A 26,409-nucleotide genomic window follows, 5' to 3' on the forward strand; every position below is an offset into this window, starting at 1 on the left:
ACGACTATAAAAGATTAAAAAAAAGACAAGCAATTTTGGGGAGAATTACTTGTCTTTTTAGGGTGTTATTTGGTTTCAATAACGCTTATTGCATATCCTCCGCCTGAAGCAGATAACTGCGATAATTTTGATTTGCTTGTTACAGCAATTTTCTTAATTGTATAAGCTTGCGGATTAGTTTTGTAATGCGCATCTTTTGCATCAGCATAAATTGTTGCTGTGTATTTTTTTCCTTTTTCAAGGAAGCTGAAATCAATGTTTGATGTACGCGGAGTTTCTCCGTTTACGTTTCCAATAAACCAGTTGTTTGTTCCTTTTGCTTTACGTGCAACAGTAATAAAATCTCCCGGCTCAGCTTCAATATATTTACTTTCTGACCAATCTACAGCCACATCTTTAATGAACTGGAATGCATCTGGAAAACGGTTGTAGTTTTCCGGTGTATCTGCCGCCATTTGTAACGGACTGTACATAGTTACGTATAAAGCTAATTGGTTCGCCAATGTACTATTTACATGCGATTTGTTGTCAGGATTCATTTTGCTGATATCCATTTCGAAGATTCCCGGAGTGTAATCCATTGGACCACCAATTAAACGTGTAAAAGGCAATACTGTAACGTGATTTGGTTTTGAACCTCCAAAAGCTTGGTATTCTGTTCCTCTTGCTGCTTCATTTCCAATTAAGTTAGGATACGTTCTGCAAATTCCTGTTGGGCGAACTGCTTCGTGAGCATTCACCATAATTTTATAATCAGCTGCTTTTTCGATTGCATATTGATAATGGTTTACAATCCATTGATCGTAATGATTTTCACCGCGAGGTAAAATATCTCCAACGTAACCGCTTTTTACAGCATCATATCCGTTGTCTTTCATGAATTGGTAAGCTTTGTCCATATGGCGCTCGTAATTACGAACAGAACCTGAAGTTTCGTGGTGCATGATGATTTTAATTCCTTTAGATTTTGCATATTCGTGCAAACCTTTTACATCAAAATCCGGATAAGGCGTTACGAAATCAAAAACATAATCTTTTGAATGTCCAAACCAGTCTTCCCAGCCTTCGTTCCAACCTTCAACTAAAACAGCATCGAAACCATTTGCAGCAGCAAAATCAATGTATTTTTTTACGTTAGCATTGTTTGCACCGTGCGTTCCGCTTGGTTTTGCTTTTGAGAAATCAGAAACTCCTAATTGAACTGTTGGAAAATCGTTTGTGTATGACCAAGAGCTTTTTCCTGTAATCATTTCCCACCAAACACCAACATATTTTACTGGTTTAATCCAAGAAGTATCATCAATTTTTGATGGATCATTCAAGTTTAATGTCATTTTTGAAGACAAGATTTCAGTCGCATTATCACTTACCATAATCGTTCTCCAAGGCGAATGACTTGGTGCCTGCATATAACCTTTATCTCCTTTTGCATCTGGCGTTAACCAAGATTCGAAAACCATGTTTTTATCATCTAAATTCAAGTGCATACAAGAATAGTTGATCAAAGCTGCTTCGTGTAAATTGATGTAGATTCCGTCATTAGTTTTTAACATCAAAGAAGTTTGAACTCCTGTTGGTGAAAAAGATTTTTGAGAAACGTTTGCTGTATATGCTTTTTCAGATAAACCTCTAATTTCAGATAATTTCGATTTTGTATAATCATATTCCTGAGTATCATAATCTCCCGGAATCCAGAAAGCAGTATGATCTCCAGTCATGGCAAATTGTGATCTTTCTTCTTTAATTACAAAATAAGTAAGATTCTTTTGTGCCGGAAATTCATATCTAAATCCTAAACCGTCATCAAATAAACGGAAACGAATTACGATTTGTCTGTCTGTTCCTTTTTGGTTTAAAGTTACAGCCAGTTCATTATAATGATTTCTGATGTTATCTACTTCTCCCCAAACCGGTTTCCAGGTTTCATCAAAAGTCGAAGTTTTAGTATCAACAACTGTAAAGTCATTCAATAAAGATTTTTTATCATCTTTAAGTTCAAGACCTAGTTTACTGGTTTTTACAACTTCTTTGTTTTTGTATTTTAAATTGTAAGTTGGAGTTCCGTCGTTTTGAAGAGAAAATTCCATTACGAACTTGCCTTCGGGTGATTTTAATTGCTGCGCTTTTGCAACGGAGCTAAACGCAAACAAAATTAAACTTGCGAAAAATAAGTTTTTCATGTTTTTTAGTTTTAATTGTATTGTAATTTAATTTATTTGTACAAATTTACTTGCAATCACAGGATTTCCGTTAACTACAATTGTTAAATCTTGATCACCGTCTACAGTAAATGTTGTTTCGTTGTGATTTACAGCTACTTTTAAAATTTGGTTTCTGAAATTGATTTTAAAAGAATAACCTTTCCATTCTTTCGGGATTTTTGGAGAGAAATGCAATTGATCATTTTTCACACGCATTCCGCCAAAACCTTCTACAATACTCATCCATGTTCCAGCCATTGATGTAATGTGACAGCCTTCTTCCACTTCTTTATTATAATCGTCCAAATCCAGACGAGAAGTTCTTAAGTAGAAAGTATAAGCCATATCCATTTTGTCTAAAACAGCAGCCTGAATTGAGTGTACGCAAGGCGAAAGTGAACTTTCATGAACGGTAAATGATTCATAAAATTCGAAATTACGTTGTAATTCTTCTCTTGAAAAATGATCTTCGAAGAAATAGAAACATTGTAAAACATCGGCTTGTTTGATATAAGGCGAACGTAAAACGCGATCCCAAGACCATTTTTGGTTAATCGGACGTTGTGAACGATCTAAATCTTTTACCGGAACTAAATCTTTGTCTAAGAAACCGTCTTGCTGCAAATAAATTCCTAACTCTTGCGAAGTTGGGAAATACATATCATTAGCCACTTTTTTCCATTCGTGAATTTCATTCGAAGAAAGGTTTACTTTTTCTAAAACACGTTTGTGATCTGCCGGATATTCTAAAGCGACTTTATTGATTTGATCTGCAGCAAAATCAATGCACCATTTTGCAATATAATTGGTGTAGAAATTATTGTTGATGTTATTCTCGTATTCGTTTGGTCCTGTAACTCCAAGAATTACATATTGATTTTTCTCTTTTGAGAAAGAAGCTCTTTGGTGCCAGAAACGTGCAATACCAATTAAAACTTCTAAACCTTTTTCAGGAATATAAGAGTAATCACCTGTATAACGGTAATAGTTGTAAATCGCAAAAGCAATCGCACCATTTCTGTGGATTTCTTCGTGTGTGATTTCCCATTCGTTGTGGCATTCTTCACCGTTCATGGTAACCATCGGGTACAACGCTGCGCCATTTTTGAAACCTAAATTGTCTTTAGCATTTTCAATCGCTTTATCCAATTGATTGTAACGATAAGTCAATAAGTTTCTCGCAACCTGCTGATCTTTTGTTGCCATGTAAAACGGAATGCAATAAGCCTCAGTATCCCAATACGTTGATCCGCCGTATTTTTCTCCGGTGAAACCTTTTGGGCCAATGTTTAAGCGGCTGTCTTTTCCTGAATACGTTTGATTTAATTGGAAGATGTTGAAACGAATTCCCTGTTGTGCTTTTACATCGCCTTCAATTGTAATATCTGACATTTCCCAGATTTTCGCCCAAGCTTCAATTTGATTTTGAAGCAAAGCATCGTATCCTGAATTTACTGCCGATTTAATTACTTTCTCTGCTGCAGCCAAAGTATTTTCATGGTTTAAAGAAACCGTATATCCACCAATTTTTTGAATTGATGAGGTTTGTCCTTTTGCAATAATAGTTCCGTAAGTGTACTGAACTTTATCTGTTGTTGAATCGATTGTGGATGGCGAAACATGAATATCTTCTCCATTTGCCAAAATCGTATTGTGCATGAAAGTCGTAACTTTAAAATGCGTTTTAAACGTTTGAGCAGTTACAAAAGCTTCGTTTGTTCCTTTTTTTACTTCAAGCGGTTCCCAGAATTTTTCTTCCCAGTTCGCATCTTCGTTCGTTACACCTGCATCAACGTAAGGTTTGTAAACGATTTTTGCATCTTTGTTTAAAGGTGTAATATCGTATTTAATGATTCCTGCTTCGTCTAAATCTAAAGAAAGAAAACGACGAACGTTAACTGCGATTTCAGTTCCGTTTTTTAGAACTGCTTCAAAAGAACGATTGTACCATCCTTCTTTCATGTTCAATTCTCTGCGGAAGTTTCTAACTTCAGCACAATTATTTAAATCAAGATTTTCTTCGTTGATTTCAATGTCAATTCCTATCCAGTTTGGAGCATTAAGTACTTTGGCAAAATATTTCGGGTAACCGTTTTTCCACCAGCCCACTTTTGTTTTGTCCGGATAATAAATTCCAGCGATGTAACTTCCCTGAAAAGTTTCTGCTGAATATGTTTCTTCAAAATTGGCGCGTTGTCCCATAGCACCGTTCCCGATACTAAAAAGACTTTCAGACGATTTTACTCTCTCGGCATCAAATCCTTCTTCTATAATTGACCAATTGTCTGGTTTTATATAATCTTGGTTCATTTGTTTTTAAAGTGTTTTTCGTGATTGATTGATTTATGATTGATTTTACTTTGTGATTAATGATTCGATAAAGTTTTCATCTATTACAGTGAAATCTTTAAAAATGAAATCAGCCTCATGCAAAATTGTTTCCTCACCAATTCCCACACTTACCATTTCTGCAATATTTGCTGCCTGAATTCCGGCAACAGAATCTTCAAATACAATTGAATTTTTTGGATCAATATTTAATAATTGAGCCGCTTTTAAGAAAACTTCAGGATCTGGTTTTGCATTGGTAACGTCATTTCCGTCCACAATAACATCGAAGTAAGAGATGATCCCTGTTTTTTCTAAAATTGGTCTTGCATTTTTACTGGCTGAACCTAATGCAATTCCTTGGTTTTTATCTTTTAATAGTTGCAGCGTTTTAAAAACACCAGGAAGAATCTCGTTTTCATCCATGTCAACTAAATAAGATAAGTAATCTTCGTTTTTTTGAATTAACCATTTGTCTTTGTCTTCCTGAGAAGCCTGAACATTTCCTAATCCAAGTATAATATCCAACGAACGAACTCGGCTTACGCCTTTTAAAAGTTCATTGTCTTCATGCGTAAAATTTATGTTTAGAGATTGTGCAATTTTTTGCCAGGCTAAAAAGTGGTATTTAGCGGTATCAACGATCACTCCATCAAGATCGAAGATGAAAGCTTTTTTATTATTCATGAATTTCAATTTTAGTTCTGCTATTTACTCTAAGTGTAAGTAATCCGGCAAATATCATCGATACACCTCCAATTATTAAGGCGTAAATAGGTTCGTTATGAAAGAATTGTTTAATTACAAATCCTAAGATTGTAGCGGCTACAATTTGTGGTATGACGACAAAAAAGTTGAAAACTCCCATGTAATAACCCATTTTTGCAGCAGGCAAAGCTCCAGAAAGCATAGCGTAAGGCATTGATAAAATACTTGCCCATGCAATACCAACTCCTAACATTGGCAGGATCAGCATTTGTTTATCACCAATAAAATAAATCGAAATTAAACCAACACCTCCAGCGCATAAGGCCAATAAATGTGTTGCTCTAACGCCTACTTTTTTTGCAATAACCGGTAATAAGAAAGCTACGGCCGCAGCGACTCCGTTATAAACCGTAAATAAAACAGAAACCCAGTCAGCAGCATCATTATATACTTTAGAAGTGGTGTCTGTTGTACCAAATATATGCTGTGTAACGGCTTGTGTGGTGTAAATCCACATGGAGAAAAGCGCGAACCAAGAAAAAAATTGAACCCAGGCTAATTTTTGCATTGTTCTTGGCATATTCAATAAATCGGTCATGATTATGGTAAATCCATTCTGAACTTTTTTAGTTCGTAATTGAGATGCAATTACAAATAAAACGCCCATGAAAATCAGTCCGATGAATAAAATATATAATTCTTTTGCCAGGTTATTTTCAAAAATTAGAAATGAAATTAATCCTCCAATAGCAGAAAAGACTAATCCTAAAAACAATTGTTTTTTAATTGTAACACCTAATTCTGTTTCTGAATTTAGAGCATCCTTATCTAAATCTTTTTTGCTGTTAGCTTCAAATGCATGAAGTTCCTCTGGAGTATATTCGGTTGTTTTAAAAACAGTCCATAAAACAGAAAGGAGGAAAACAATTCCGCCAATGTAGAAAGACCATTTTACGGCATCCGGAATAATTCCTTTTGGAGCAACGTTGCTTACATCAAAGACATTTGTGAAAAGATAAGGCAAAACTGAACCAACAACGGCTCCGGTACCAATAAAGAAACTCTGCATTACAAAACCTAATGCACGCTGATGGTCTGGTAAATTATCGCCAACAAAAGCGCGAAATGGTTCCATTGAAACGTTTATCGAAGCATCCATGATCCATAAAGTTCCTGCCGCAATCCACAAAGTAGGAGAGTTTGGCATAACAAATAATGCGATCGAAGACAAAATAGCTCCAATTAAAAAATAGGGGCGGCGTCTGCCTAAACGAGTCCAGGTTCTGTCACTGAAATAACCAATAACGGGCTGAATAATTAAACCAGAAACAGGTGCAGCAATCCACAAAATTGGGATTTCATCTATTTTAGCACCAAGGGTTTCAAAAATTCTTGAAGTATTTGCGTTTTGCAGTGCAAAACCAAACTGTATTCCTAAGAAACCGAAACTCATATTCCAAATTTCCCAGAAACTTAATTTACGCTTTTCCATTATCGTAATTTGTGAAAAATTATACGATAAGCGCTTTGCTTATCAAAACTTACTGTTTTTTCGAAGTAAAAGTAAAAGCTTTGACGGCCGTAAAAGTATAAAATATTTTTAGATATATGCTAACAAAAAAGCCATAAATATTTTTTATGGCTTTAGAAAGTATTGATTTTAAGAATTTTAGTCAGTAGATTCTCTTTTTATTAAATGTGTTTCTATAACTTCTGTTGTGTAGTTTTCGTTTTCTTCTTCGTCGTCATCGTGTTCAGCTTCGAGTCTTTCAATAAGCATTTTAGCTGCTTTATTTCCCATTTTTTCTCCGCTTTGACTTACGGTTGTAATGCTTGGAGTAGAGTATTTTGAAATGATTCCGTCAGTAAAAGCAATTACGGCTAAATCTTCAGGAACTTTTAATCCCATTTTTGATGCCGTTTTAATAATTGTTACGGCAAAAAGCTCATTAACAGCAAAAACAGCATCGAAAGCACGATCATGCAAAAGCTGACTGATGGTAATTTCGCAGGTATCGACGTCTTCGATTTTTATGATTAAATCTTCGTTGAAAGGGATTCCATTGTCTAAAAGTGCTTTTTCGTAACCGTCTGTTCTCAATTTTCCGACACTTACATAATCGACTGTAGTTACTAAAGCTATCTTTTTTCTGCCATTGTCAATCAAGCTCTGAACGGCTTCATAAGCGGCTGCTTTGTCGTCAATAATAACCTTATCGCATAAAATATCGTTGGTCACGCGGTCGAACATTACAACCGGCATTCCCTGATTGATAACTTCGGTAATGTGGTGAAAATCACCTTTAAATTGGGTTTCTTTAGAAAGAGACATGATAAAACCATCGATACTTCCGTTGGCCAACATTTCCATATTCAGGACTTCTTTATCAAAAGAATCATCAGATAAACAAATCACAACGCTGTATCCATTTTCGTTCGCAACCTGCTCAATTCCGTTGATTACGGTAGAGAAAAAATAATGTACAATTTCCGGAATGATAATACCAATACTTTTGGTTTTTCGATTTTTTAAACTAAGGGCAATATTGTTCGGTTTATAGTTGTAAAACTTTGCAAAAGCCTGCACTTTTAAGCGCGTTTCTTCTCCAATTTCAAGGCTGTTTCTGAGTGATTTTGAGACAGTTGAAATAGAGACATCGAGTTCCTTTGCAATCTGTTTTAAGGTTATTTTGCGTTTCATGGCGTGAATTGAAAAAAATCTAATTAATAATAAAGGTATCTGAAATTTTTATAATTGGCAATTTTTGACTTAAAAGATTACAAAAAATAGAAAGTTTTCAACACTACCACGTTTTCGTAAACCAATTAAAAATGCCTCTCGTCGACCGTGTTAATAAATTCCTAATTTTGAAATTCGAAGTAAAATTAAAAACTTAACTAACAATCACAAACTCAAACTAATTTAAACAAAAAGTATGAAAACAATTTACAAAAAGTTGTTATTTTTATTCCTATTGTTGCCGTTTACAGTGTTAGCTCAAAACACTCTAAGCGGGACTGTTGTCGATAAAGCAACAGGTCAGCCAATACCAGGAGTAAATGTAAATGTACAAGGTGCTCCAAGCGGTGCATCAACAGGATTTGATGGTAATTACCAGCTGTCAAATGTTAAAAGCGGAAACAAAATTGTAGTTTCTTTTATTGGTTACAAAACGCAAACGATTGAGTATGCCGGACAAAAAACTATAAACGTTTCTTTAGAAGAAGATACGAACCAACTTAAAGAAGTTGTAGTACAAGTAGGTTACGGAACTGTTAAGAAAAAAGACGCAACAGGTTCTGTATCTCAAATTTCTGCTAAAGAATTTAACAAAGGTATTAACGTAACTCCAGAAAGTTTAATCAGCGGCCGTATTTCGGGTGTAAATGTAACAGGAGGAGGAGCGCCAGGTGCAAAAGCAGATATCAGGATTCGTGGAGGATCTTCTTTAAATGCATCAAATGAGCCTTTGATCGTTTTAGACGGATTACCTTTAAGTAATGCTGTACCAAGTGGAGCTACTAGTATTTTATCTACAATTGATCCTAATGATATTGAGTCTTTTACAGTGCTTAAAGATGCTTCTGCTGCTGCGATCTACGGATCTCGTGCTGCAAATGGTGTAATCGTTATTACTACTAAAAAAGGAACAAAAGGCGGTGTTAAAGTAAACTTTAGCTCTCAGGTTGGTATCAATACTGTTGCTAATACTGTTGACGTGATGAGTGCAGATCAATTCCGTGAATTGGTTAATACAAAAGGTACTCCTGCTCAACAAGCTTTATTAGGTAACGCAAACACAAACTGGCAAGATGAAATCTTTCATACAGCTTTAACAACAAATAACAATATATCTGTAAGTGGTGCTTTATTTAATAAATTACCAGTACGTTTATCTGTTGGAAATGTTGATAATCCTGGAATCCTAAGAAACACTTCTTTTGAAAGAACTACGACATCGTTATCGTTAAATCCAGTTTTATTTGATAATCATTTAAAAATTGATATTAGCGGAAATCTATCTTTTGGAAAAAATCAATTTCAGGACGAAGGAGCAGTAATTGGAAGTGCGATTGGATTTGATCCAACGCAGCCAGTGTATCAGCCAGGATCTCGTTATGGAGGATATTTTGAATGGTTAGAGCCTACTGGAAACTTGCCTTTATTGCCTGCAAGAAACCCTGTAGCAAGATTGAATCAAGATGAAAGAAGAGCAACTTCTACAAGAAAATGGGGAAATGTTAGATTGGATTATAAATTCCATTTCTTCGAAGATTTGAGAGCTGTTGTTGAAGCTGGTATCGATAGATTTGATAGCAGCGGTTACACAGAAGTAAGTACTCAAAGTGCTTTAGGATATCAGCCAAAACCTTTTACTGATCCAGGTTATGTGAACTTAGGAAACTATAATCATTATACTGATGCACTTCAAAACAAAAACTTAAATGCGTATTTTAATTATACTAAAGATTTAGGAAAGTTTAAAATTGATGCAACAGCAGGTTATAACTATCAGTTATTCCAAAAAGAGAAATATTCATCAGGAGAAGTTAGACAGCCAAATCCTAATGCGGATGTTGCTACAGATCCAGATGTTAATTTACAATCTTATTTCGGTCGTTTAAACTTAGGTTATGACAGCAGATATTTATTGACACTTAACTACAGAAGAGACGGAACTTCTCGTTTCTCTGAAGATAACAGATGGGGTAATTTTGGAGGAGCTGCTTTTGCATGGAATCTTTCTGAAGAAGCTTTCTTAAAAGATAATGCAACAGTATCAACTTTAAAATTAAGAGTTGGTTACGGTACAACCGGACAACAGGATATTTCTGCGCAGTATGATTATTTACGCAGAGTAACTCTTGGAACAATTAATACACAATACATTTTTGGAAATACTGTTTATTCAACAGCAAGACCAGAAGGTTATAATGAAGATATTAAATGGGAAGAGCTGGCAGAGACAAACGTTGGTATTGATTACGGTTTCTTCAATGATAGAATAACTGGATCTATCAATTATTTTAATAAAAAATCAACAGATTTATTAGCTGATATCGCAGTTCCTGATGGAGCTAATCTTAGAAATCAAGGTTTCTTTAATATTGGTAGTGTAGATACAAAAGGGGTTGAGTTCAGTATTCAATCAGATATTGTTAAAACAGATGATCTGAATTGGAATGTTGCTTTTAATGCTACTTATATCGATCAGAAAATTGCTGATTTAGGAATTACTGTTCCAGGTTTTCAAGGCTACCTAGCTGGTGATAATATTGCTGGAGGAAGTGGAAATAAAATTCAGATAAACTCTGTTGGATATGCTCCAAACTCATTCTTTGTTTACGAACAATTATATGATGCAAACAAACGACCAATTGCTGGTGCTTATGTGGATAGAAATGGAGATGGAAAAATAGATACTGGAGATCGTTACAGATTTCATAAAACAGCTCCAGATTATACTTTCGGATTGTTTTCTACTTTAAACTATAAAAAGTTTGATTTTACAATGAACTGGAGAGCGAGTTTAGGGAATCGTATTTTTGATAACGTAAGTTCTAACTTAGGATATTCTGATGCAGGTTTAAGAAGACAAACAGATTTATCTAACGTGAGTTCAGATTATTACAATACTGGTTTTACATTTGAAGACAATGGTACACAGCGTTATTTATCAGATTATTTTGTTAAAGATGCCTCTTTTATAAAACTGGATAATGTAACTCTTGGATATACTTTTGATAAAACAATAATTAAAGGGGCTTCTCTAAGATTTACTGCTGGTGTACAGAATGTATTTATTCTAACCAAATATGATGGTTTAGATCCGGAAAAATTCAATGGAATTGATAACAATGTTTATCCAAGAGCAAGAACATACTTGTTTGGTGTTAATGTGAATTTCTAATAGGAACTGAAATCAAAATTTAAAAAATAAACAAAATGAAAATATCATTTAAATATATAAGTTATTTTTTCCTATTCGTTTTAGGATTAAGTATGACGCTTACTTCGTGTACGGACGACTTAAACGTGACGCCAAAGGATGATGATGAATTTTTATCTGAAACCTTTTTTCAAGATCCGGCATCATACAAACAAGTACTTGCAAAATTATATGCAGGACTATATGTAGGAGGTAACGATGGAGATGGAGATGCAGCGGTTCCAACAAAAAGCCCTGATATTGCAGGACTTGGAGGAGATTTTAGTAGTTACTTAAGGTTACTTTTTGTAACTCAGGAATTTACAACAGATGAAGCAATTATTGCATGGGCAGATGGTACTTTACCAACATTAAATAGTCAAACCTGGTCTCCGGCAAATGAATTTTTGGCAGGAACTTTCTCTAGAGCATTTTATCACATTAGTGTTGCTAATGAATTTTTAAGACAAACTACAGATGAAAAACTAACTGCAAGAGGAGTTGATGCTAATCTAAAAACGCAAATCGCAGCTTTTAGAGCAGAAGCTCGTTTCTTGAGAGCTTTTTCATACTATAATTTAATGGATTTGTTCGGTAATGTGCCAATTACAACAGAAAATGATCCTGTTGGATTCTTTTATCCGGTACAAAAATCAAGAGCAGAAGTTTTTGCTTTTGTTGAATCTGAATTAAAAGACTTGGATAATAGCTTAGTTGCTTCAAAAGCAAATGAATATGGAAGAGTTGACAAAACTGCTGCTAAATTTTTATTAGCTCAGCTTTATTTAAATGCTAAAGTATATACAGGTACTGCAAGAAATGATGAAGCAGCGACATTATGTAATGAAATAATTACTAGTTCAGGTTATACTTTTGCAAATGTTCCTTACGGATACTTATTTTCTGCAGACAATAACAGAAACGGTGCTCAAAGTGAAGTTATCTTTCCTATTATTGGTGATGGTAATGCAATTAGAGCTACTGGTGGAGGAATGAGTTTTATTATGCACGCTTCAATTGGAGGAAGTATGAACGCTGCATCCAGAGGTATGGACGGAGGATGGCAGGGAATTAGAACTCGTAGAGAGTTTGTAAATCTTTTTCCTGATGAAACTGCAACTGGTGATAAGAGAGGTACATTTTATACAAATGGACAATCAAAAGACATCAAAAATGTTGGAACTTTTACAGATGGTTATGCTGTAACTAAATACATCAATGTTAATTCTGATGGATCTGCAGCACAAAGAAATGATATTCCAGATATCGATTTCCCAATGTTCAGATTAACAGATGCTTATTTAATGTATGCTGAGGCAACGCTTAGAGGGGCATCAACAGGAAATATGGGTACAGCTTTAGGGTACATCAATCAAATTAGAACAAGAGCCGGAGCTCAGACTATAACAACGCCTCAACTAACCCTTGATTTTATTTTAGATGAAAGAGGAAGAGAGTTGTTTTGGGAATGTCACAGAAGAACTGATTTAATCCGTTTTGGGAAATTTACTGGTGGATCAAAAATCTGGCAATGGAAAGGTGGTTCTATAAATGGAAGCGCAACTGAATCATACAGAGATTTAATGCCTATTCCTGCAAGAAATATACAAGCAAATCCAACATTAAAACAAAATCCAGGATACTAAACTAACCTATAACTAAAAATAAAACAAAATGAAAAATATATATAAAGTATTAATCGCATTCATTGGTGTATTAGCTGTGTCTTGTAATGCTGACGATGTAGAAAACAGACCAGTAATCGAGGCAGCAACTGCTCCAGTATTATTAAATCCTAAATCTGATTTTAGTATCGTTCTATCGAAAGAAACTGAAAACAATGTGGCAACAATTGTAGTATGGAATGATGCAAAATATGAAGGATCCCAAACAGTTGTTAATTACACAATCGAAGTAGCAAAAGCAGGAACAAATTTTGCTGTTCCTGTAGTTGTGTCAAATACTACTGAAAGAGTTAAAAGTTTAACGGTTGCTGAATTAAACTCAGCTTTAGTAAATGGTGGTTTTGTTGAAAAAGAAGAAAACAAAGTTGATATTCGTATCAAATCTGTTGTAGGTGCTTCAGGTTTGCCTCAATATTCTAATGTTTTCACTATTACAGCTACTCCATACCACGTACCATTAGCAAGTTCTCACTGGTTAGTAGGTGCTGCAACTCCAGGAGGTTGGACATGGGCTGGTGATGCTGAAACTGAATTCCCATTAGTAATTGGAAAAACAGATGTTTATCAAGTAACAATTGTTCTTAAAAGCGGAGAAGCATTTAGAGAATTCTTAGGAAATAACTTTACAAGTGATGGTAACTGGGATTCTAGTCATAACTACACTTACTATTCAGGCCAAGGATTTACTATTGATCCAGAATTAGTAAATGCAAACGATGGAGACAGTAACTTTAAATATACTGGACCAACTGGACCAAGAGTTCTAACAATTGACAATAGTGCAAAAACTATAACATTAGACTAGTTTCTAATGTATTATACAAAAGGGCTATCTCCAGATAGCCCTTTTTTAATAATTAACTAACCGAATTATTATGAAAAAAACTTTACTCTTATTTTTCCTTTTATTGTCTGTGTTTTCTTTTGCACAGCAACAAACGGTTACCTATTCTGTTAGTCCTGCAGCTTTTGAAGAAACTACTTCTATAACTATTACAGTTAATGGAAACAGTATTAATGAGGCTACATGGGGAGTTGCAGATCATTCTCTTTACATGTGGGCATGGGCTTTTGACACAAACGATACTACACAAAAAGGTACTCCAAACAATGGTTCTTGGGAAGCTTCAAGTGATGCCAGTAAGTTTACTTATAATGCAGGCACAGATACTTATACAAAAACAATTGTTCCAACAACATATTACAACACCACAGGAATTGGAAAAATTGGTTTTTTAATTAAAGCTAAAAACGGAACAGGCGATAAAAAGTCTCAGGATATTTTAGTTGAGGTAGGATCTTTTCAGGTAAATCTATCTGCACCAGTTGAAAATAGCGCAACAATTATAGCTTCTGGTTCTAATTTTACTATTACAGCGACAAATACAAACGGAAACGCAAGCTATTCTTTAAAAGCAAATGGAACGGTTATCAATACAAATACAAACACAGCAAGTTACTCGTATTCGCATACTAATATTACAGGTAATCAAAGTTATGAATTAAGCGCAACTCAAGGAGCAGTTACTATAGTAAAAAAGTTCTCGGTTGTAGTAAATCCTAATACTGTTTCAGCAGCGATGCCAACAGGCTTGGTTGACGGAATTAATTATAATAGTGCAGATGCTTCAAAAGCAACTTTAGTTTTAGACGCACCTTTAAAAGATTTTGTTTACGTAGCAGGAAGTTTCAATAACTGGCAGCCAACTTCGGCGTATGCCATGAAAAAAGATCCAACTTCTGGTAAATTTTGGCTGGAGTTAACTGGCTTGATTTCTGGTGTAAATAATACGTATCAATATTGGGTTGTAGATGCGACACCACTAGCGAATTCACCTGCAATGGTAAAAACTGCCGATCCGTATTCTACTTTGGTTTTATCTCCTTATGATGATCCGGGAATTCCAGCAGCTTCATATCCAAATATTCCTGCTTATCCAGCAGGGCAGCAATTTGAAGTTACAGTACTTAAAACTGGACAAACTCCTTATAATTGGCAAGTAACGAACTTTACAAAACCGGCAAAAGAAAAATTGGTTGTTTATGAAGTTTTAGTTCGTGATTTTGATGCTGCTAAAAATTATCAAAGTTTAATAGATAGGATAGATTATTTTAAAAATCTTAAAATAAATGCAATCGAATTAATGCCGGTAATGGAATTTGAAGGCAATGAAAGCTGGGGTTATAATACTTCATTTCACATGGCTTTGGATAAATTTTATGGATCGTCTGATAAACTAAAAGAGTTGATCGATGTATTCCACCAAAACGGAATCGCAGTTATTCTTGATGTTGCGCTAAACCATGCTTTTGGAAGAAATCCAATGGTGAGAATGTGGATGAACGATCCTGATGGAGACGGTTTTGGATCTCCAACGGCCGAAAATCCTTATTTTAATATGGTTGCGAAGCATACGTATAGTGTTGGAGAAGATTTTAATCACCAATCACTTAAAACACAGTATTATGTTAATCGTGTTATCAAACAATGGATTGAAGAATATAAAATTGATGGTTTCCGTTGGGATTTAACTAAAGGATTTACACAAGCTTGTACAGCTTCTGATGAATCTTGTACCAATGGTTATCAGCAGGATAGAGTTGATATTCTAAAAAAATATGCTGATTATTCATGGAGTTTAGATCCAACACATTATACTATTTTTGAACATTTAGGAACTGATACAGAGGAGCAGCAATGGGCAAATTATAGAATTGCCGAAACGCCAAGTAAAGGAATTATGATGTGGGGAAAAATGACAGATCAATACAATGAATTGTCAATGGGATACACAAGTAATATTACAAGAATGTCAAGTGCAAGTCGTGGTTTTATAGCAAACCGTTTAATGGGTTATGCAGAAAGTCATGATGAAGAAAGACTGATGTATAAAAATGTTCAATACGGAGCTTCAAATGGTTCATACAATGTAAAAACATTAAATACAGCTTTATCTAGAATGTCTGCAATTGGAGCGGTTTCATTACTGGTTCCGGGACCAAAAATGATTTGGCATTTTGGAGAATTAGGGTGGGAGAAATCTATTTACACTTGTAACGATGGAACTGTAAACGATGCTTCAGCAACAATAGCAGGAGATTGTAAATTAGATACAAAACCACAGCCGCAATGGGTAAACAATTGGTTAGGAGATTCAAATCGTAGTAAAATTTATAACGATTGGGCAAAAATGATAACGCTTAAAACTGTAGAGCCGGTATTTTTAGGAACTTCTACAATTACAAATGCTAATTCATCAACAGTAAACATCAAAATTACAAATGCAAGTTTAGCTTCAACACAATTAAAAGATGTTGTGATTTTAGCCAATTTTGGTACTTCTGCACAAAATGTTGCAACAGGCTTTCCTTACACAGGAACTTGGTACAATTTAATGGATAATACAACGATTAATGTTACGGATGTAAATGCTGCAATAAGTTTACCAGCAGGAGAATACAGAATTTATGGTAATAAAACAGCAAATCTTGCTATTGAAGATTTTGAAAAAGGAAATACAGTGAGTTTGTATCCAAATCCGGTTTCAAATTACTTTACCTTAAATACTGCTTTTACAAAAGTTCAGGTTTATTCAATTTCGGGACAATTAGTAAAAAGTTTTGCTTCAAATGGTAATGCTGATTTTCAATTTGGCGTAAGCGAATTACAAACAGGATTGTATGTCGTAAAAGCTTCAGATGAAAATAACAAAGTTCAGGTAATGAAGTTTATCAAAAAATAAACGCTGAAAATATATCTCTAACAGATTAAAAATTTGGTTTGGTTAGTAATGAGAAAGGGCTGTTCTATTGAAAAATAGACAGCCCTTTTCTGGTTTAGTTGTTTATTGTTTTCGTTTATTTCTTTTTATCGTTGTATTCCCCAATTACGGCAAAATAACCAAAAGTCCCTAAGCCCAAAACAATAAGAGGCGTTAGAATAAAAAGAATAATGATGCCAAAAACTAAATCATCTTGCTGGTCTGATAATAATTTAGGTAAGCCAAATTCAAACACGCAGAAATAAGCGGCTGCAACTGCCAAAATAACCCATAAAACGCCTAAAGTTTGTTTGATTTTGTCCATGTTCATAAAATGTTAAAGATGATTAATTTTGTTTTTGTTGTCTATGTAAATCATTCCAATCACAAAGCAGATTGAAGCTATAATAATAGGATACCAAAGTCCGTCAAGATAAAAATCACTTTTTCCGGCCGCTTTTGCATGCGTTACAAAATAAGTCGAAATGGCCGGCAGTAAACCTCCAAAAATTCCATTTCCTACATGATAAGGAAGTGACATCGAAGTATACCTAATTTTAGTTGGAAACATCTCAACCAAAAATGCCGCAATTGGCCCATAAACCATTGTAACAAAAATAACCTGAATGAAAACTAAAAAAATTAAGGTCCATTCATCGCCAGAATTGATATTAATAATAACACTGCTTTGAGATTTCTTCTTATTAGCAAAATCTGTCTTCTTTTCAATATACGTAGTTCCGTCAGTATAGGTTTTTGAAACTGTGGTAATTACATCATTATTTTTTGCTGTTTCTGTATTTTGGGTTGTTCTTTCTACGATTTCGGTTTTGTAATTAACATCAGTAGTATTGTACATCATCTTATATATAGGTCTGTAAAACAAAATAGCAAGCAGCATTCCAGACATCATAATATACTTTCGGCCTACTTTATCACTCAGCCATCCAAAAACAATAAAAAACGGAGTACCTAATAATAATGCAATTCCCAGTAAGCTATCAACCTGAGAAGATTCTACATTCATAACCGTTTTCATAAAACTCATAGCATAGAATTGACCGGTATACCAAACAACACCTTGCCCCATTGTGGCTCCAAACAAAGCCAGCAAAACAAATTTTAGATTGTATCTATTGCCAAAACTTTCCTTTAGCGGATTTGTACTTGTAGTCCCTTCTTTTTTCGCTTTTGCAAAAACAGGCGATTCATCCATATTTTTTCGAATCAAATAAGAAACACCAACCATAACAATAGAAACCCAAAAAGGAACGCGCCATCCCCAGGAATCAAAAGCCTCGCTTGAAAGTATATTTTTAGTAGCCAGAATTACCATTAAAGAAATAAATAAACCAACAGTTGCTGTGGTTTGAATCCACGAAGTCCAATATCCTTTTTGACCAACAGGAGCATGCTCTGCAACATAAGTAGCCGCGCCGCCATATTCTCCGCCAAGGGCTAAACCTTGTAATAAACGTAAAATCAAAACTAATAATGGAGCAAGAAAACCAATCGTTTCATAACTCGGAATACATCCTATTAAAAAGGTAGAACCTCCCATTAATAATAACGTAGCCATGAAAGTATATTTTCTGCCAATAATATCGCCTAATCTTCCAAAGAACAAAGCTCCAAAAGGTCTAACAACAAATCCGGCAGCAAAAGTGGCTAAAGTCGATAAAAACGCAGCGGTGGGATTATCACTCGGGAAAAATTTGGTTGAAATTACAACGGCCAAACTTCCAAAAATATAGAAATCATACCATTCAATCATTGTTCCCATAGAAGAGGCAGAAATTACTTTCCAAATGCCTTTAGTAGAAGTTTTACCCATAAAAAACGCTCTGTGTTTTTAATAATAAATAAAAAGCTATAATACGATTTCACGAATATAACGGATATTTTTTTATTTAGTTAATACTTTTTTAACAAAAACAACTTAAAATTTGACTTATAAGATTTAACTGTTTAATTTACATTTGAAATTAATTAAATGAGAGTAAAAGTTTAAAATTATTATGAAAAAGAAAATAGGGCTGTTAATCGTTTTTTTAATTTTAAGTGCATGTACAACTCGCAAAGAGATAGTTTCTGCTAAAAGTGAATGCAGTGTTTCAATTGTTACTCCAGAAGATTTGGCTTCAAATTACAAAGCATTTTATTCTTCTTCATATTTCAACATCAATCAGTTTGAAGATTTTGATAAAATAAAAAATGGAATTCTTATGTGTCGTTGGAATGAAGGTTTTAAGAATTCTACTTTTTTGATAGTTGACTTTGATAAAGAATTCAATGCTATCAAAAAAAGAGAAAATTCAACGGAGGCAGTAATTCTTTCTTTGGAAGAAAAAATGCGCCTAAAAAATATCTTAGAAATTTTGAAGAAAGAGAGCTACTATCAAAATTGTGCACATGATCATGGACATGCATCATTATATATATTAGAAATAAGACATAATGATGAAAAGATAGTTCAGTATTATTCACCTATGAATCATCCCTATGAAATAGTAACATCAAATGCTAACATTAAATTAGTCCAAGACGTATTTGGTATAATGGATCGTTGCTATTATAGAAAATGATTGATGCTTTTCAGGAAAATATGTAAAAACAAAAAAACCCACTCGGTTGAGTGGGTTTTGGTGGTACCTCCAGGGATCGAACCAGGGACACATGGATTTTCAGTCCATTGCTCTACCATCTGAGCTAAGGTACCGTGTGGTGCTTATTGCGGGTGCAAAGATAGAATCATTTTTCGTTTATCCAAAACATTTTTTTAAAAAAATCAATTCGTATCTTCGCAAGGGTAAAAAAATAAATATGACTTTAGCGGTTGACGTTGGAAACACTCGAATTAAAGCAGCTGTCTTTGAGGGAAGTACTGTTCTTGAGAATTTTGTTTTTGAGAAAAACGAACTCGAAAAAAAAATTACAAAAATTTTAGAAAAATTTCAAAACTGCTCTGATTTGGTTGTTGCTTCAGTTGGAAATGTCGAAAAACAATCATTTTTGACTTTCGAAAAACAGCTTAACATTCATTTTTTTACCCATGAAGATATTTTTCCCTTCATCAATAAATATGCAACACCAAAAACTTTAGGAATAGACCGAATGATTTTGGCCGCTGGAGCAACTTTACAATTTCCCAAGCAAAATAGATTAGTAATTGATGCCGGAACTTGCATAACCTACGATTTTATCGACGAAAATGATAATTATCTGGGCGGCGCGATTTCTCCGGGACTTCGTTTACGCTACGAATCTTTGCACAATTTCACGGCCAGACTGCCGTTACTGACCTTAGAAGCACCAGATTCCTATATAGGAAACTCGACTGCACAAGCCATTCATTCTGGAGTTGTTAATGGTTTCGTCTATGAAATTGATGGTTTTATCGATGAATATCGGTCGAACTTTTCAAATTTTATAATAATTTTAACGGGAGGTGATGCAGAATTTTTGGCTAAACGATTAAAAAATACCATATTTGCCAATTCAAATTTCCTTCTGGAAAGTTTGAACCAAACATTTCAATATAAAATCGACAATGATTAAAAAAATTATAATAAGCGCTTGTCTGCTTATCTCGTTCGTTTCATTTGCTCAGCAAGGTACTTCGTCACCATATTCTTTCTACGGAATTGGAGATACAAGATTTAAAGGAACTCTTGAAAACAGAAGCATGGCAGGAGTTGCGGTTGAACAGGATAGTATTCACCTGAATATTGAAAATCCGGCAAGTTATGCCAGTCTGGGTCAAACTACTTTTTCAGTAGGAGGAACTTTTGGAACTAATACTATCAAAAGCAGCACAGAATCCTCAAAAGCACAAAGATCAACTTTCGATTATTTGGCATTAGGAATTCCTATGGGCAAATTTGGAGCTGGTTTTGGTTTGATTCCATTATCATCAGTTGGTTATAAAATCACAGATTTTAATGCCGGACCAAATGAAGTTAGCAGCCAGCTTGAAGGAAAAGGTGGTGTTAATAAAGTATTCTTTGGTTTAGGATATAAAATTACACCAAAGTGGAACATTGGAGCAGATTTGCAATACAACTTCGGTAAGATCACAACAACGACAATTGAAGCTGTGACTGATGTGCAAAATGCAACCAGAGAAACAAATTCATCTGAATTATCGGGTGTGAATTTTAATATTGGTACAATGTATCAAACTAAAATTACAAAAAAGCTAAACGTTTACACGAGTTTAAACTATACTTTCGGAAGTACATTAAATTCAGTTAGTACAAGAGTAATTGAAGTTGATGGAGATCCGGATGCAGTAACTGCAGATCCGGTTGACACAAAATTAAAACTTCCAAATAAATTGACTTTCGGAGCAGGTATCGGAGAGGCAAGAAAATGGTTAGTAGGTACTACACTTGCTTTTCAGGGAACAGGTCAGCTTGCTAATTATTACAACGCAAGCCCAAATGTTAGATATGAAAAGTATACTAAATATGCAGTAGGAGGTTACTATATTCCAAACTATAGTTCGTTTGCTAGTTACTTTAGCAGAATTACCTATAGAGCTGGTTTGAAATATGAAAAACTGGGTTTAATAGTGAACAACGAATCAATCAACGATGTTGGAATGTCATTAGGAGCAGGATTCCCAATTACAGGAACTTTTTCAAATGTAAATTTCGGAATCGAATTTGGAAAAAGAGGAACAACTTCTGCTGGATTGGTTCAGGAAAATTATATGAACTTCAGCGTAGGCTTCTCATTTAACGACAGATGGTTTGTGAAGAGTAAATTTAACTAAACCTAAATTTACGTGGTTTTTTAACCTCGTCACAATTTATTACATTTGGCAGATGAATTTACCAAAGAGATATATCATAAATGTTGTCACAGTTTTTGCTGTGACACTGTTTTTTGGATGCGAAAGTAATTTTAAAGATGTCCAGAAAATTAACTTCTCAGAGTTCGTTCCAGGAAGTGATGCAGATACCGTAAACATTAAATATACAGATTCAGGAAGAATAACAGGCGTTTTGATAAGTCCAAAAATGCTGGATTATTCCAATCTTGACTTTCCTTTTACAGAATTTCCTAAAGGACTCGATGTTACTTTATACGATAAAAAACAAAAGCGTACTTTTATACGATCAAATTATGCCGTTTCATACAAAACGACCGGTATAATTGATTTGCAGGGAAAAGTTAAAATCACATCAGAAGCAGGTCAGGTTCTGGAAACAGAGCAATTGTATTTTGACCAGAAAAATGAATGGTTTTATACCGAAAGAAAATTTAAGCTTACAGATGCAAAAGGAGTTTCTTACGGACAGGGAATTGATTTCAGCAAAGATTTTAAAGTGATCAATTCACAGCGAATAAGCGGTGAAATTGAATCAAATGATGATAAATTATAAATTATGGGTTACTTAAAATATACACAATACGTTTACATAGCATTTGCGGTTTTCTTTATTTACGACGGTGTAATAAAACTAAACGAAGGAAATGTAAATTATCCGTTAAGCTTTCTAATTGCCGGAATGGCGATTTTTATGTTTTTCTTTAGAAGAAGGTTTACCAAGAGGTTTGATGATCGTAATAAAAAACAGTAAACATGGAGATTAGTATTATAATATTATGTTTAATACTATCAGCTTTTTTCTCAGGAATGGAAATAGCTTTTATTTCCTCAAACAAAATTTATCTTGAAATTGAAAAAAAACAAGATAATTTTCTATCTCAAATTTTAACCAAACTTACCCAAAACCCTTCAAAATTTATTGCGTCAATGCTTATTGGAAACAATGTAGCACTTGTAGTTTATGGGTTTTATATGGGAGATGTTGTGCTTCAATGGATAATTGGTTTTGGATTTCAATTCTCTTATTTAACAACAATTCTGGTTCAGACTGTGATTTCAACTTTTATAGTTTTAATAACGGCTGAATTTTTCCCGAAGGTATTTTTTCAAATTTATGCCAATTCATTAATTAAGGTATTTGCAGTTCCGGCTTATCTTTTCTACAGACTCTTTTATTATATCTCAACATTTTTTATCTGGATTTCAGATTTTGTTTTGAAGAAATTTTTCAAGACAGAAGGCGATCAGGTGCAATTGTATTTCAGTAAAATAGAACTGGGAAATTATATTACAGAGCAAATGAATTATGTTGAAGATGATGAAGAAGTCGATTCAGAAATACAGATTTTTCAGAACGCATTAGAATTTTCCGGGGTAAAAGCGCGCGATATTATGACCCCGCGTACAGAGATTGTTTCGATAGATTTATTTGAAACAGTTTCAGATTTAAAAGAACTTTTTATTGAAACAGGATATTCTAAGATTGTTGTAAGTCAAAACTCCCTTGACGATATTGTGGGATATGTACATTCATTTGATTTGTTTAAAAAGCCAAAAACTATAAAATCGGTTTTAATGACCGTTGAATTTGTGCCGCAAACCATTTTAATTAAAGATGCTTTAGATCTTTTAATTAAAAAGCGAAAAAATGTTGCTGTAGTTTTAGATGAATACGGAGGAACTTCGGGAATTATAACCATAGAAGATATAGTTGAAGAACTTTTTGGCGAAATCGAAGACGAACATGATTTAGATGAAGAACTAATAGAACAGGAATTAGGAGAAGGTAAGTATTTGTTTTCGACACGATTAGATGTAGAGTATTTAAACGAAACCTACAAATTGATGATTCCGGAGGAAGATTCCTACGGAACATTAGGAGGTTTTATTGTAAATTCGACCAAAGAAATTCCGCAAAAGGGCGAAAAGATTGTCATTGACAGGTATCATTTCGTTATAGAACAGGCGTCAAACAACAAAATTGAATTGGTCAGATTGACAATAAAAGAGTAAATTTTTAAAGAATTAAAAAAAATTGTGTAAAATAAAACGCTAGTTGTATTGTTATTAACTAGATAATTGTATTTTCGCAAACTGAATATAAAATTAACGATAATTAAAATGGCAGTTTTAGCAAAAATTAGACAGCGTTCAGCTCTATTGATAGGTGTTATTGCACTTGCATTATTTGCATTTATAATACAAGATTTATTTACTAGAGGAACATTTGGTCAAAGTTCAAAAGATGTAGGAAGCATCGATGGAAAAGATATTTCATTTGAAGACTTTAGAGTTAAAGTTAGTAATCTTGAAAAAAGTGGTCAAGGAATTACTTCCACTGAAGCTGCAAACAGAGTTTGGGATCAAGAAGTTTCAATCGCATTATTATCAACTCAGTTTGATAAATTAGGATTGAGAGTTGGTGAAAAACACTTAATTGAAGTTTTAAAAGCAGATCCGAACATTGGAAAAGCTCCTATGTTTTTAAATGCAGCAGGAATGTTTGATGTTACAAAATTTAAAGACTACATCAAAACAAATCCTGAAGCAGCTCAATTTATTACTGCAAAAGAAAAAGATGCTGAATTAAACGCAAAATTTCAAATTTACAATACTTTAATAAAATCTGGACTTTATACAACTGCTAGTGAAGGAAAGTTGAAGTATGAAATGGAAGCTAACAAAGTAAACTTTGCTTATGCCGGAGCTTTATATTCTTCTATTAAAGATAGTGAAGTAAAAATTTCTGATTCAGATATCGTAGATTATATGAAGAAAAACGAGAAAAAATTCAAAGCGGATGCAACTCGTGAAATTCAATACGTTTTAGTTGAAGATAAAGCTTCTAAACAAGACGAAGCTGATATTAAAGCTAAGATTACTGCTTTATTAAATGGTAGAGTAGAATACAATGCAAAAACTGGTAAAAACGATACATTGCCAGGTTTTAAAAATGCAACTAATATTGCTGAATTCGTAAACGCAAATTCTGACGTTCCTTACGATTCTACATATGTTCCTAAAAATGCTTTACCAGCAGTTGATGCTGATAAATTATTCAGCTTACCAGCCGGAGCAATTTACGGACCGTATGTTTACGGAAAATATTATGCTATTTCTAAATCTTTAGGATTTAAAGCTGGAGTTAACGCAAAAGCAAGTCATATCTTAATTGCTTATGAAGGTTCTCAAACTCCATCTCCAAAAGAAAAAAGAACTAAAGAAGAAGCTAAAGCTAAAGCTGAAGAAATTTTAGCACAAGTTCAGGCTAATCCAGATAGTTTCATGATGCTTGCTTTTACAGCTTCTGATGATTCATCTGCACAGCAAGGTGGTGATTTAGGATACTTTGGTCAAGGTCAAATGGTAAAACCATTCAATGATTTTGTATTCAATAATGGTATTGGAAAAATTGGTTTAGTAGAAACTCCATTTGGTTTCCACATTATCAAAGTTACTGACAAACAAGACGGAATTCGTTTAGCTACAATCGCTCAAAAAATTGAGCCTTCTGAAGCTACTTCTGATAAAGTATTTACATTAGCTACTAAATTCGAAATGGAAGCTGCAGACAAAGATTTTGCTGCTACTGCAAAAGAATTAGGTTTAAAAGTTGCAGCGCCAATTTCTGCAAAAGCTATGGATGAGCAATTTGGACCATTAGGAAACCAAAGAAACATCATTAGATGGGCATTTGATAAAGAAACAAGTACTGGAGACGTAAAACGTTTTGAAATCGCTAACGTTGGGCACGTAATTGCTCAATACAAAAGCGAAAACAAATCAGGTTTAGTTTCTGTTACAATGGCAAGACCTTACGTTGAGCCAATCTTGAAAAACAAGAAAAAAGCTGAAATCTTAAAAGCTAAATTAACAGGTTCAACTATCGAAGCTATTGCAAAAAGCGCTGGTGTAGCAGTACAACAAGCGACAAACGTAACTCTTGAAAATCCGGTTTTACCTGGTGGAGTTGGACAAGAGCCAAAAGTAGTAGGAAATGCATTTGCTTTAGCTGCTAACAAAATTTCTGCTCCAATTGAAGGAAACACTGGAGTTTATGTTGTGAAAAACATTAGCACAGTAAAAGCTCCTGCAATTGCAAATCATGCTGAATATGTTGCTAAAGTAAAAGCTCAAGGCGCATCAGATACAAGCAGAATTTTACCAGCGTTGAAAAACAATGCTAAAATTGAAGACAACAGATTACAATTCAATTACTAGTTTCTAGTAAAACAATTCATACAAGAAACCCGAAACATTCAATTGAATGTTTCGGGTTTTCTTTTTTTAATATTTTTTCATAACTGTTTTGTAGTAAATACTTTATATGTTTTTCTTAACTATATGGGAATAATCGAAATATAACTTAAAAAATTTGTGATATTCAAAATATTACAGTTAATTTGTCGGAATTTTTATTGTAACGAGGTATACTTTATTTGCCAAATTGTAAATAAAAACTGAAAGAGAATGATAAACAAATACTTTAAAAATTGGGGCGTTTAATGTTTATGTTTAATCTACTGAGAAGAAAACCTAAAGTTTATTCCAAAATCGAGAATCATATTTTTGGAATAATTACGGAACTTCTAAAGGTGAGCAGTACTGACATCAATGTTGATGAATTAGGAGGCAAGTATTATTTGAGCAATGAAGAACAGCATTTTAAAGTTACTATATTAAGTAACGATTATGTGATCAGGCTTACTAATACTCGCGATTCTGTGGCTGAAAAGTACGATAAGGTTTTTGTTGAAGATGTTTTAAAAGCTGTAAAAGAAGAAAAACATCGCAGAATGGAATTGGTTTATGATTCTATCACGAATAGTATAGAAAAAATGGCCGAACGTCTGCACAATACACTTATCGAATCAAACGAACAGGAAAACGAAAAAGTTCGTCGTCTGGAAGCAGAACACGTTAGTGATCAGAAAGTAAATTTTTAATTTACTTCTTTGA

Annotated in this window: 19 protein-coding genes and 1 tRNA gene; 12 read left to right on the forward strand and 8 right to left on the reverse strand. The window is 34.0% G+C overall.

Annotation, left to right across the window (positions count from 1 at the left end; translation table 11 throughout):
• Nucleotides 1-65 precede the first annotated feature (65 nt).
• From FLAPXU55_RS08230 to FLAPXU55_RS08250, 5 genes are all read right to left on the reverse strand, one after another.
• On the reverse strand, nt 66-2,180 hold the full coding sequence (locus tag FLAPXU55_RS08230) for a glycoside hydrolase family 97 protein (RefSeq protein WP_180857270.1): 2,115 nt from the start codon (nt 2,178-2,180) through the stop codon (nt 66-68).
• A 27-nt stretch (nt 2,181-2,207) separates the two neighbouring features.
• Nucleotides 2,208-4,511 (reverse strand): glycoside hydrolase family 65 protein, encoded by a 2,304-nt coding sequence (locus FLAPXU55_RS08235; RefSeq protein WP_180857271.1) that lies wholly within the window; start codon nt 4,509-4,511, stop codon nt 2,208-2,210.
• Nucleotides 4,512-4,556: 45 nt separating this feature from the next.
• Nucleotides 4,557-5,216, reverse strand: coding sequence for a beta-phosphoglucomutase (pgmB, locus tag FLAPXU55_RS08240; RefSeq protein ID WP_180857272.1), 660 nt, complete (start codon nt 5,214-5,216; stop codon nt 4,557-4,559).
• A complete protein-coding gene (locus FLAPXU55_RS08245; protein ID WP_180857273.1) occupies nt 5,209-6,729 on the reverse strand; it encodes an MFS transporter in 1,521 nt (506 codons plus the stop codon). Before FLAPXU55_RS08245 ends, pgmB begins: the two co-directional genes overlap by 8 nt.
• Before the next feature lie 177 nt (nt 6,730-6,906).
• Complete coding sequence (locus FLAPXU55_RS08250) at nt 6,907-7,938, reverse strand: LacI family DNA-binding transcriptional regulator (RefSeq protein WP_053469995.1); 1,032 nt, start codon at nt 7,936-7,938, stop codon at nt 6,907-6,909.
• A gap of 235 nt (nt 7,939-8,173) precedes the next feature.
• Here FLAPXU55_RS08250 and FLAPXU55_RS08255 point away from each other — a divergent pair, with 235 nt between their 5' ends.
• The 4 genes from FLAPXU55_RS08255 (at nt 8,174) to FLAPXU55_RS08270 (ending at nt 16,595) form a co-directional block, all read left to right on the forward strand.
• A complete protein-coding gene (locus FLAPXU55_RS08255) occupies nt 8,174-11,149 on the forward strand; it encodes a SusC/RagA family TonB-linked outer membrane protein (RefSeq protein ID WP_180857274.1) in 2,976 nt (991 codons plus the stop codon).
• A 35-nt stretch (nt 11,150-11,184) separates the two neighbouring features.
• Entirely contained in the window at nt 11,185-12,813 is a 1,629-nt protein-coding gene (locus FLAPXU55_RS08260; RefSeq protein WP_180857275.1) for a RagB/SusD family nutrient uptake outer membrane protein, read from the forward strand.
• A 28-nt stretch (nt 12,814-12,841) separates the two neighbouring features.
• Nucleotides 12,842-13,657, forward strand: coding sequence for a SusE domain-containing protein (locus FLAPXU55_RS08265; RefSeq protein WP_053469998.1), 816 nt, complete (start codon nt 12,842-12,844; stop codon nt 13,655-13,657).
• Nucleotides 13,658-13,727: 70 nt separating this feature from the next.
• Nucleotides 13,728-16,595, forward strand: a complete 2,868-nt coding sequence (locus FLAPXU55_RS08270; protein WP_180857276.1) for an alpha-amylase family glycosyl hydrolase — start codon at nt 13,728-13,730, stop codon at nt 16,593-16,595.
• Nucleotides 16,596-16,710: 115 nt separating this feature from the next.
• Here FLAPXU55_RS08270 and FLAPXU55_RS08275 read toward each other — a convergent pair whose 3' ends face one another.
• Both FLAPXU55_RS08275 and FLAPXU55_RS08280 read right to left on the reverse strand, forming a co-directional pair.
• The gene (locus FLAPXU55_RS08275; protein WP_053470000.1) at nt 16,711-16,938 is read right to left on the reverse strand and encodes a DUF6814 family protein; all 228 of its coding nucleotides are present in this window, start codon (nt 16,936-16,938) and stop codon (nt 16,711-16,713) included.
• A 12-nt stretch (nt 16,939-16,950) separates the two neighbouring features.
• On the reverse strand, nt 16,951-18,447 hold the full coding sequence (locus tag FLAPXU55_RS08280; protein WP_180857277.1) for an MFS transporter: 1,497 nt from the start codon (nt 18,445-18,447) through the stop codon (nt 16,951-16,953).
• A 184-nt stretch (nt 18,448-18,631) separates the two neighbouring features.
• Between FLAPXU55_RS08280 and FLAPXU55_RS08285 the strand changes: the two genes are divergently transcribed.
• Nucleotides 18,632-19,198, forward strand: coding sequence for a hypothetical protein (locus FLAPXU55_RS08285; protein WP_180857278.1), 567 nt, complete (start codon nt 18,632-18,634; stop codon nt 19,196-19,198).
• Between the two features lie 58 nt (nt 19,199-19,256).
• Here the strand turns inward: FLAPXU55_RS08285 and FLAPXU55_RS08290 are convergent.
• Nucleotides 19,257-19,332 (reverse strand) — tRNA-Phe (locus FLAPXU55_RS08290).
• Nucleotides 19,333-19,436: 104 nt separating this feature from the next.
• Here FLAPXU55_RS08290 and FLAPXU55_RS08295 point away from each other — a divergent pair.
• The 7 genes from FLAPXU55_RS08295 (at nt 19,437) to FLAPXU55_RS08325 (ending at nt 26,396) form a co-directional block, all read left to right on the forward strand.
• Nucleotides 19,437-20,171, forward strand: a complete 735-nt coding sequence (locus tag FLAPXU55_RS08295) for a type III pantothenate kinase (RefSeq protein ID WP_180857279.1) — start codon at nt 19,437-19,439, stop codon at nt 20,169-20,171.
• The gene (locus FLAPXU55_RS08300) at nt 20,164-21,390 is read left to right on the forward strand and encodes a hypothetical protein (protein WP_180857280.1); all 1,227 of its coding nucleotides are present in this window, start codon (nt 20,164-20,166) and stop codon (nt 21,388-21,390) included. The genes FLAPXU55_RS08295 and FLAPXU55_RS08300 overlap by 8 nt, the downstream gene beginning before the upstream one ends.
• Nucleotides 21,391-21,442: 52 nt before the next feature.
• Nucleotides 21,443-22,003: an LPS export ABC transporter periplasmic protein LptC gene (lptC, locus tag FLAPXU55_RS08305; protein ID WP_180857281.1), complete on the forward strand. Its 561-nt coding sequence runs from the start codon at nt 21,443-21,445 to the stop codon at nt 22,001-22,003.
• 3 nt (nt 22,004-22,006) lie between these two features.
• A complete protein-coding gene (locus FLAPXU55_RS08310) occupies nt 22,007-22,201 on the forward strand; it encodes a hypothetical protein (protein ID WP_053470005.1) in 195 nt (64 codons plus the stop codon).
• Between the two features lie 2 nt (nt 22,202-22,203).
• Nucleotides 22,204-23,463 (forward strand): hemolysin family protein, encoded by a 1,260-nt coding sequence (locus FLAPXU55_RS08315; RefSeq protein ID WP_180857282.1) that lies wholly within the window; start codon nt 22,204-22,206, stop codon nt 23,461-23,463.
• Nucleotides 23,464-23,571: 108 nt separating this feature from the next.
• Nucleotides 23,572-25,671 carry a peptidylprolyl isomerase gene (locus FLAPXU55_RS08320; protein ID WP_053470007.1) on the forward strand — a complete coding sequence of 700 codons (2,100 nt, stop codon included), beginning with the start codon at nt 23,572-23,574 and terminating at the stop codon, nt 25,669-25,671.
• Between the two features lie 290 nt (nt 25,672-25,961).
• On the forward strand, nt 25,962-26,396 hold the full coding sequence (locus FLAPXU55_RS08325; RefSeq protein WP_053470008.1) for a hypothetical protein: 435 nt from the start codon (nt 25,962-25,964) through the stop codon (nt 26,394-26,396).
• Nucleotides 26,397-26,409: the final 13 nt, after the last annotated feature.

It is taken from the genome of Flavobacterium panici, assembly GCF_903819335.1.
GTDB lineage: Bacteria > Bacteroidota > Bacteroidia > Flavobacteriales > Flavobacteriaceae > Flavobacterium > Flavobacterium panici.